At 68.7% G+C, this 8,267-nt stretch carries 4 protein-coding genes; all 4 read left to right on the forward strand.

What is annotated here, in order from left to right:
- Nucleotides 1-8 precede the first annotated feature (8 nt).
- The 4 genes from ASC87_RS33310 (at nucleotide 9) to ASC87_RS20625 (ending at nucleotide 8,092) form a co-directional block, all read left to right on the forward strand.
- Nucleotides 9-4,919 carry a LamG-like jellyroll fold domain-containing protein gene (locus ASC87_RS33310; protein ID WP_056666615.1) on the forward strand — a complete coding sequence of 1,637 codons (4,911 nt, stop codon included), beginning with the start codon at nucleotides 9-11 and terminating at the stop codon, nucleotides 4,917-4,919.
- A gap of 15 nt (nucleotides 4,920-4,934) precedes the next feature.
- Nucleotides 4,935-6,563, forward strand: coding sequence for a GMC family oxidoreductase (locus ASC87_RS20615; RefSeq protein WP_056666619.1), 1,629 nt, complete (start codon nucleotides 4,935-4,937; stop codon nucleotides 6,561-6,563).
- A 243-nt stretch (nucleotides 6,564-6,806) separates the two neighbouring features.
- Nucleotides 6,807-7,190, forward strand: coding sequence for a DUF4398 domain-containing protein (locus ASC87_RS20620; protein WP_056666621.1), 384 nt, complete (start codon nucleotides 6,807-6,809; stop codon nucleotides 7,188-7,190).
- Between the two features lie 17 nt (nucleotides 7,191-7,207).
- A complete protein-coding gene (locus ASC87_RS20625) occupies nucleotides 7,208-8,092 on the forward strand; it encodes an OmpA family protein (protein WP_056666624.1) in 885 nt (294 codons plus the stop codon).
- Nucleotides 8,093-8,267: the final 175 nt, after the last annotated feature.

Consider the following 8,267-nt stretch of genomic DNA (forward strand, 5'->3'; position numbering starts at 1 on the left):
GGCGACGAATGAAAATCAAGCGCGTACTGATGGCGATGGCGTTCCTGTGTGCAGCATTCCTGACACACGCAGCCGTCACAGGGGTGAGCCCCCTCACCACGCTCAACAACGCTGCGTCCGCGTTCGCGGCGCTGGTGGACCCGGCGCCCACCACGGGCCCGGGCCTCGGCAACCTGTCGTACACCGAGGCCGAGCTGTTCAAGCCCGTGTCGTGGATCAGGAATGAAACGTCGGCCGGGGCCGGCGATGGCGACATCCCGTTCCGGTACCCGAACCGCAAGGACTACGGCACCAACGTGGCCCTGATGCTCAACGGCTACTTCCTGACGATGTTCGCGCCCGACAGCGGGCAGTCCACCGGCGGGTTCCTGCTGTACGACGTGTCCGACCCGCGGAACATCCGGCTCGTGAAGAAGCTCTACGAGCCGGACGGCCGCACGGCCGAGTTCCGCGAGCCCCACGCCATGGGCGCGGCCGTCATCAACGGGCGGCAGTACGTGGTGATCCCGAGCACCAAGGGCGTGGAGTTCTGGGACTTCACCGACATCAACGACATCCAGCAGGTGAAGAAGCTCGTGCTGCCCACCGTCAACGCCGGTGACTACTCGAAGGTGAGCTGGCAGCTGTGGTGGCAGGCACCGTACTTGTACGTGGCGTCTGCCGACGACGGCATGTACATCGTGGACGCCCGCGACCCGGCCAACGCCTTCATCGCCAACCGCGGCGAGGGCCGACCGAATCCCGTGCCCACCGGTGAACTGGGCAGCTTCCGCGTGGGCCCCATCTTCACGATGGGCAACCACCTGGTGCTCACGTCCATGGAGACGAACTCCGGCCTCGCAAGCCTCGACCTGTCGGACCCGCTCAACCCGCGCATGCTCGACGGCGTGGGCAGCCTGCCCTTCTATTACGCCACCTGTTTCGACGGCAAGAAGCTGTACGGCTCGGTGCGCAACACGGGCGCGAAGATGTTCGCGTACGACCTGAGCGACGCCACGCACTTCGTGGCCGAGGACAACCGCCTGGTGATGGACGACCAGCTCTACTGCGCCACGCAGGACCAGTTCGTGTTCCAGGGCGCGCAGGAGATGATCCACAAGGTCAACGTCAGCAACCCGCTGAACCACGTGCACGTGGGCAAGGGCGGCCTGTTCCCGGAAGGGTCCGAGGCAGCGCACCATTCGGACCATGGCCAGGTGATGCCGATGGGCAACCTGATCTACGTGGGCAACGACCACGGCACCGGGAGCGGCTTCATCGTGCACGACCGCAATCCCGACACCACACCGCCGGCGGTCAAGGAGGTGTCGCCACGCAACGCGGCGGTCAAGCAGGCGGTCACGTCGCGCATCGGCGTGGCGTTCACCGACAACATCCTCTCCGGCACGGTGAACGCGAGCACCTTCATCGTGCGGCCGGTGGGCGGCAGTGCGCTCGCGGGCACCTACAGCGCGCAGCTGGGCATCGTGAACTTCGCGCCGGCCCAGCCGTTGCAGCCCGACACCTCCTACGAGGTGGTGGTGCCGTCGGGCGGGATGCGGGACTACGCCGGCAACGCCGTCGCCACGGCCTTCACGTCCACCTTCAAGACGGCGGCACGTGACGCGCTGGGCTCCACGCTCCACAGCTGGCCCCTCGCGTCCAACGTGAACGACGTGGTGGGCACGAACCACGGCACGGCGTCGGCCGCCGATGCCTTTGCGGACGGCGCGATGAACTTCGCGCAGCGCACCGGCGGGGTCACCCTCGCCCGTGACGACATCGCCACGGTGCTGGGCGGATCAGCCACCGTGAGCTTCCACATGAAAACCACCCAGGCCGGCAACGCGAACGCATGGCTCGCACCGGGCATCTTCGGCCGCGACCAGAACGGCGGCACGGACGACGTCTTCTGGGGCTGGATCGACAACACCGGCACGCTGCGGTTCACCACGGGCAACCCGTCTGCCAGCAACGTGGGCGCGCGGTCTGCCAAGGCGGTCAACGACGGGGCGTGGCACCACGTGGTGATGACCCGGGACGCCACCACCGGCGTGCAGGCGATGTACATCGACGGGGTCAAGACGTCGGGCCCCGGCGCGGTGGGGGTCAAGGGGCTCAACAACAAGTTCCAGCTGCTCGGGCAGATCCAGGGCAGTGCGGACTTCTTCAAGGGCAGCCTGTCGAACGTGCGGGTCTATGGCCGCGCATTGACCGACGACGAGGTGGCGTCGCTGTCGCACGTGGTGCACAGCTGGCCGCTCGTCAGCACCGTCAACGACGTGGTGGGGGGCAACAACGGCGCCTCGTCGCCCAGCGACCTCTTCAGCGACGGCGGCCTGAACTTCGGCGCCCGCACGGCCGGCGTCACGCTCGAGCGGGTGGACACGGCGGTGGTGCTGGCCGCGTCCGCGTCGATGAGCTTCCACATGAAGACCACGCAGGCCGGCAACGCCAACGCGTGGCAGGCGCCCGGCATCTTCGGGCGCGACCAGCCGAGCGGGGTGGATGACATCTTCTGGGGCTGGCTCGACAACAACGGCCTGCTGCGCCTGTCCGTGGGCGACCCGTCGGCCACCAACGTGGGCGTGCGGTCGACGAAGGCAGTGAACGACGGGCAGTGGCACTACGTGGTCCTGACCCGCGACTCGGTCACCGGCGCCCAGGTCATGTACGTGGACGGTGTGAAGAGCAGCGGCGCCGGCAGCGCCGGCATCAAGGGCCTGACCAACAAGTCGCAGATGCTCGGGCAGATCCAGGGCAACCCGGACTTCTTCAAGGGCACGCTCGCGAACGTGCGTGTTTACGACCGCACGCTGTCCGACAGCGAGGCGGCCACGCTGTACAGCCAGGCGGTCGTGCGCATCGTGGGCCAGCCGGGCGACGAGACGGTGAACGTCAACGCGTCGGCCACGTTCAACCCCACCGCGGTCGCCCGGCCGGGCGCGCAGTACAGCTGGAACTTCGGCGACGGCACGCCACGCACCGCGTTTTCGGGCACGCTCTCGGCGTCGCACACGTTCACCACCACCGGGCACTTCACCGTGATCCTGACGGTGCGCAACGCGGACGGCTCCGAGTCGTACTACGCGTTCGCCCGCACGGCGATCAACCCGCGCACCGCGAAGGCGCCCACCCACAGCAGCAACATCGCCGGCAACACCACCCGTGTCTACAGCGTCAATCCGGACAGCGGTACGGTGACGGCCATCGACGCGGACACCCTCGTGAAGCTGTGGGAGACCCGCGTGGGCAACGAGCCCCGCACGCTGGCCATTGCTCCCGACAACCGGGTTTGGGTCACGGTGCAGGCCGAGGACAAGCTCGTGGTGCTGAACACCGACGGCACGGTGTCGGCCACCGTCACCCTGCCGTACGGCAGCGGTCCGCACGGGGTGGTGTTCTCGCCCGACAAGCTCAACGGGGTGCTGACCCTCGAGAGCAAGTCGCAGCTCGTGACGTTCGACCCGGCATCGGGCGCCACCCGTGGCACCATCACGCTCCCGGGCGACGTGCGCGGCATCGCCGTCAGCGCGGACTCCACCGAGGCGTACGTCACCCGATTCCGCTCGCTGATGACGGGCGGCGAGGTGCACCGCGTGAACCTGGCCACCATGACGCGCACCGAGACCATCGGGCTGCGGGTGGACACCACCACGGTGGATGAGGAGAACCGGGCGCGCGGCGTGCCGAACTACCTGCACCAGGTGGTGATTTCGCCAGACGGGACCCGGGCGGTGCTGCCGTCGAAGAAGGACAACATCGTGCGCGGCCAGTTCCGCGACGGGCGGCCGCTCGAACACGACAAGACGGTGCGGTCCATCGTGTCCCAGCTCGACCTGAAGGCCCACGCCACCGAACTGTTCGCCGAACAGCTCGACTTCAACGACCGGGCGCCGGCCCGTGCGGCCACGTACTCGCCGAACGGCGACTACCTCTTCGTGGCGCAGATGGAAGGCAACCGCGTGGCCATCGTGGATGCGTACAACCGGTCCATCCGCGGCGAGATCGATGCGGGCCGCGCGCCACACGGGCTGTACCTCGACGAGCAGCGCAAGCGGCTGTATACCAACAACTTCCTCGGGCGGTCGGTGTCGGTGCACGACGTGGCGTCGGTGCTGTCGTCGGAGTCGTTCGCTGCGCGGCTGCTCAAGACGATCGCCACGGTCACCACCGAACCCCTGGCTCCGGCCGTGTTGCGTGGCAAGCAGGTGTTCTACAACGCGGCCGATGTGCGCATGAGCAAGGACAGCTACATCTCGTGCGCGAGTTGCCACGTGGACGGCGGTGACGACGGCATGGTGTGGGACTTCACCGACCGCCGCGAGGGCTTGCGCAACACGGTGAGCCTGCGCGGGCGTGCCGGGCTCGGCCATGGCCGCGTGCACTGGACCGCCAACTTCGACGAGATCCAGGACTTCGAGAACGACATCCGCTCGGGCTTCGGTGGCACCGGGTTCCTGTCGGACGCGGACTTCGCGGCCACGTCGAACCCGCTCGGTGCGACCAAGGCTGGCCGCAGCGCGGCGCTGGACGACCTGGCGGCCTTCGTGACGTCGCTGCAGTCGTACCCGCGCAGTCCGGCACGGGCCGCCGATGGCGCGTTGAGCTCGGCCGCGGCCGCGGGCAAGGTGCTGTTCGACCAGCAGCAGTGCGCCACGTGCCACACCGGCACCACGTTCCGCGACGGCGTGCGCCACGACGTGGGCACCATCCAGCCGTCGTCGGGCCTGGGCATCGGCGTGAGCCTCGTGGGCGTGGGTTTCGACACCCCCACGCTGCGCGGGATCTGGGACACGGGCCCGTACTTCCACAACGGCCAGGCCGCCACGCTCGCGGACGTCTTCAACGGCGGCCACGGCAACACCGGCTCGCTGACCGCGGCGCAGAAGGATGCGCTCGTGCAGTACCTCCGATCGATCGACGCCACCACCCCCTGACAGGAGACGGTTCCCTTGGACGAAACGACATTCGACTACATCGTCATCGGCGGCGGCACCGCCGGTGCACTGATGTGCAACCGCCTCACGGCGGATGCAGGCAAGCGCACGCTGCTGATCGAGGCGGGGCCGAGGGACAACTACCATTGGATCCACATCCCGGTCGGCTACCTGTACTGCATCGGCAACCCCCGCACGGACTGGCTTTACCAGACCGAGCCCGACGCGGGCCTGAACGGCCGCTCGCTGCGCTACCCGCGTGGCAAGACCCTCGGGGGGTGTTCGAGCATCAACGGCATGATCTACATGCGCGGCCAGTCGCGGGACTACGACACGTGGGCCCGCCTCACCGGCGACGACGCGTGGCGGTGGGACCAGGTGCTGCCCGCGTTCATGCAGCACGAAGACCACTACCTCGGCGCCGACGCGCTGCACGGTGCCGGGGGCGAGTGGCGCGTGGAGAAGCAGCGCCTGCGCTGGGACATCCTCGACGCGTTCGCCGACGCGGCGGTGCAGGCGGGGGTTCCCCACAGCACCGACTTCAACCGGGGCAGCAACGAGGGCGTGGGCTACTTCCAGGTCAACCAGCGCAACGGCTGGCGCTGGAACACGGCCAAGGCATTCCTGCGGCCCACCTGCGACGGCCGCGCCAACTTCACGTCATGGGTGAAGACCCGCGTGACGAAGCTGATCGTCGAGCCGGGCCAGGACGGCACGTTGCGTTGCACCGGCGTGCGCGCGTGGGACGGCCGGCAGATGGTGACGGCACGTGCGCGCCACGAGGTGATCCTGTGTGGTGGCAGCATCGGGTCGCCGCAGATGCTGCAGCTGTCGGGCATCGGGCCGGCGGACCTGCTGCAGCGCCATGGCATCCCGGTGGTGGCCCACCTGCCCGGCGTGGGCGAGAACCTGCAGGACCACCTGCAGATCCGGGCCGTGTTCAAGATCCAGGGGGCGCCCACGCTGAACGTGTTGGCGTCGTCGCTGGTGGGCAAGGCCCGGATCGGGCTCGAATACCTCGTGAAGCGCAGCGGGCCGATGAGCATGGCCCCGTCGCAGCTGGGTGCGTTCACGCGCAGTTCGCCGGCCTACCCGTGGCCCAACCTGCAGTACCACGTGCAGCCGCTGTCGCTGGACGCCTTCGGTGAACCGCTGCACAAATTCCCGGCCTTCACCGCGAGCGTGTGCAACCTGAATCCCACGAGCCGCGGTACGGTGCACATCCGCAGCCCACGCTACGAAGACGCACCGGCCATCGCGCCCAACTACCTCAGCACCGGCGAGGACCGCCAGGTGGCGGCGGATTCGCTGCGCGTCACGCGCCGGATCGCGTCGCAGCCCGCGCTGGCGAAGTACCGGCCGGAGGAATGGAAACCGGGTCCGCAGTACGAGACCGACGAGGAACTCGCCCGGCTGGCGGGTGACATCGCCACCACCATCTTCCACCCGGTGGGCACCACGAAGATGGGCGCGGCCGACGACCCGATGGCCGTGCTGGACTCGCGCCTGCGTGTGCGGGGCGTGCGCGGCCTGCGCGTGGTGGACGCCGGCGCCATGCCCACCATCACCAGCGGCAACACCAACAGCCCCACGCTGATGATGGCCGAGATGGCGGCGGGCTGGATCCGGGCGGACGCGAGGTAGGGCTCGCATGCGCCGATGTCCAAGGTGCGCCTCGCGCATCAGCCCATCTCGGCTGTCCGTGCAGCGTCGCGCTCCCGCCCTGCACGCGTGAACTGACGCCGCGGCAGGCCAGTTCGTCCCCGCAGTGACTGTTGCCTGCGGCCCACTCGGTGCGCTGGCACACAGACGCCGGGCAGGAAGGCGGCCAGGCTCCGGCGACAGGAGTGGCGATTCCGCCGCTCGACGCAATGCAAGGGAACGAACATGTACACCACAAGGTTGATCCACCTCCCGGCGGCCCTGCTGGCGGTGAGCGCCGTCGCCTGGCTCGGCGGCTGCGCCAGCACGCCCGTGCCCACGACGGAAATGGCGGTGGCCGAAGCGGCCGTCAAACGCGCCAGCACCAGCAGCACCAGCGAGAACGCTCCGGCGGAGCTGCAACTGGCGACCGACAAGCTCGCGAGTGCCAGGCAGGCCATCGCGAGCAAGGACTACGAGCGGGCCCGGCAACTGGCCGACGAAGCGCAGGTCGATGCGCAGGTGGCCGAATTGCGGGCGCAATCCAGCCGTTCCCGCAAGGCCGCGAAGGAGTCGCAAGACGCGGCTCGTGCGTTGGGCGAGGAACTCACGCGCCAGCCGGCGCGATGAACACGAGGAGCACCTTGATGAACAACCAATTCCTGATTTCAGCCACGTTGGTGGCCACACTGGCCGCGTGCAGCGCCACGCCCGAGCAAAACAGCGCCCTCGATCAAGCGCGCAGCCACCTCGGCGCGGCCAGCGGCGACCCGCAGGTCACGACCCTGGCGCCCGAAGAATTGAAGCGTGCGACCGAATCGCTGGATGTGGCCGAGCGCAGCTGGCGTGACGGCGGTTCCAAGACCCGCGTCGATCACCTCGCCTACATGACGGCGCAGCGCGTGACCATCGCGCAGGACACGGCCTCCAGCCGGGCCTCGCAGGCCGTCGTTGCCAGCGCGGCCGCCGAGCGCGACAAGATGCGCCTGGGCCAGCGCACCCAGCAGGCGGACAAGGCCGAACAGCAACTGGCCGCTTCCGAACAGCGCAACGCGCTGCAGTCGGCCGACGCCCTGCGCGACAAAGCGCGCGTCGAACGCCGCGATGCCCGCGTGCGCGAACTGGAAACGCAACTGAAGGGGCTCGACGCCAGGAAGACCGATCGCGGCATGGTGCTGACGCTTGGCGACGTGCTGTTCGACAGCGGCCAGGCCCGCCTCCTGGACGATGGCTCGCGCAACATGATCAAGGTGGCTGACTTCTTCAAGCGCAACCCCGGGAACACGGCCAGCATCGAGGGGTACACCGACAGCGTGGGTGGCGCCAGCGCCAACCTCGGCCTGTCCGACCGGCGGGCCCAGGCGGTCATGGCGGCGCTTGTCGGCCTGGGTGTCCAGGCCGATCACCTGAGCACCAGGGCGCATGGCGAGTCGATGCCCACCGCGAGCAACGACACGGCGGCCGGCCGGCAGATGAACCGCCGGGTGGAGATCGTGTTCGCGCCTCAGGCAGAGGCGGTGACGCTGAAGTGATCGGATGCCCGGGGCGCCTCGGGGCGTCCCTCTTTTGTCATCCCGGCGAAGGCCCATTGCTGTCCGGGGAAAATCTCGGTCATCCCGGCGAACGCCCACTACTGTCCGGAATAATTTCCCCCTCAGTTGAACAGGGGCGGTTGGGCTGCGGCGAAGGCTTGCGCGGCTTGCCTTC

This window comes from Rhizobacter sp. Root1221 (genome assembly GCF_001425785.1).
GTDB lineage: Bacteria > Pseudomonadota > Gammaproteobacteria > Burkholderiales > Burkholderiaceae_C > Rhizobacter.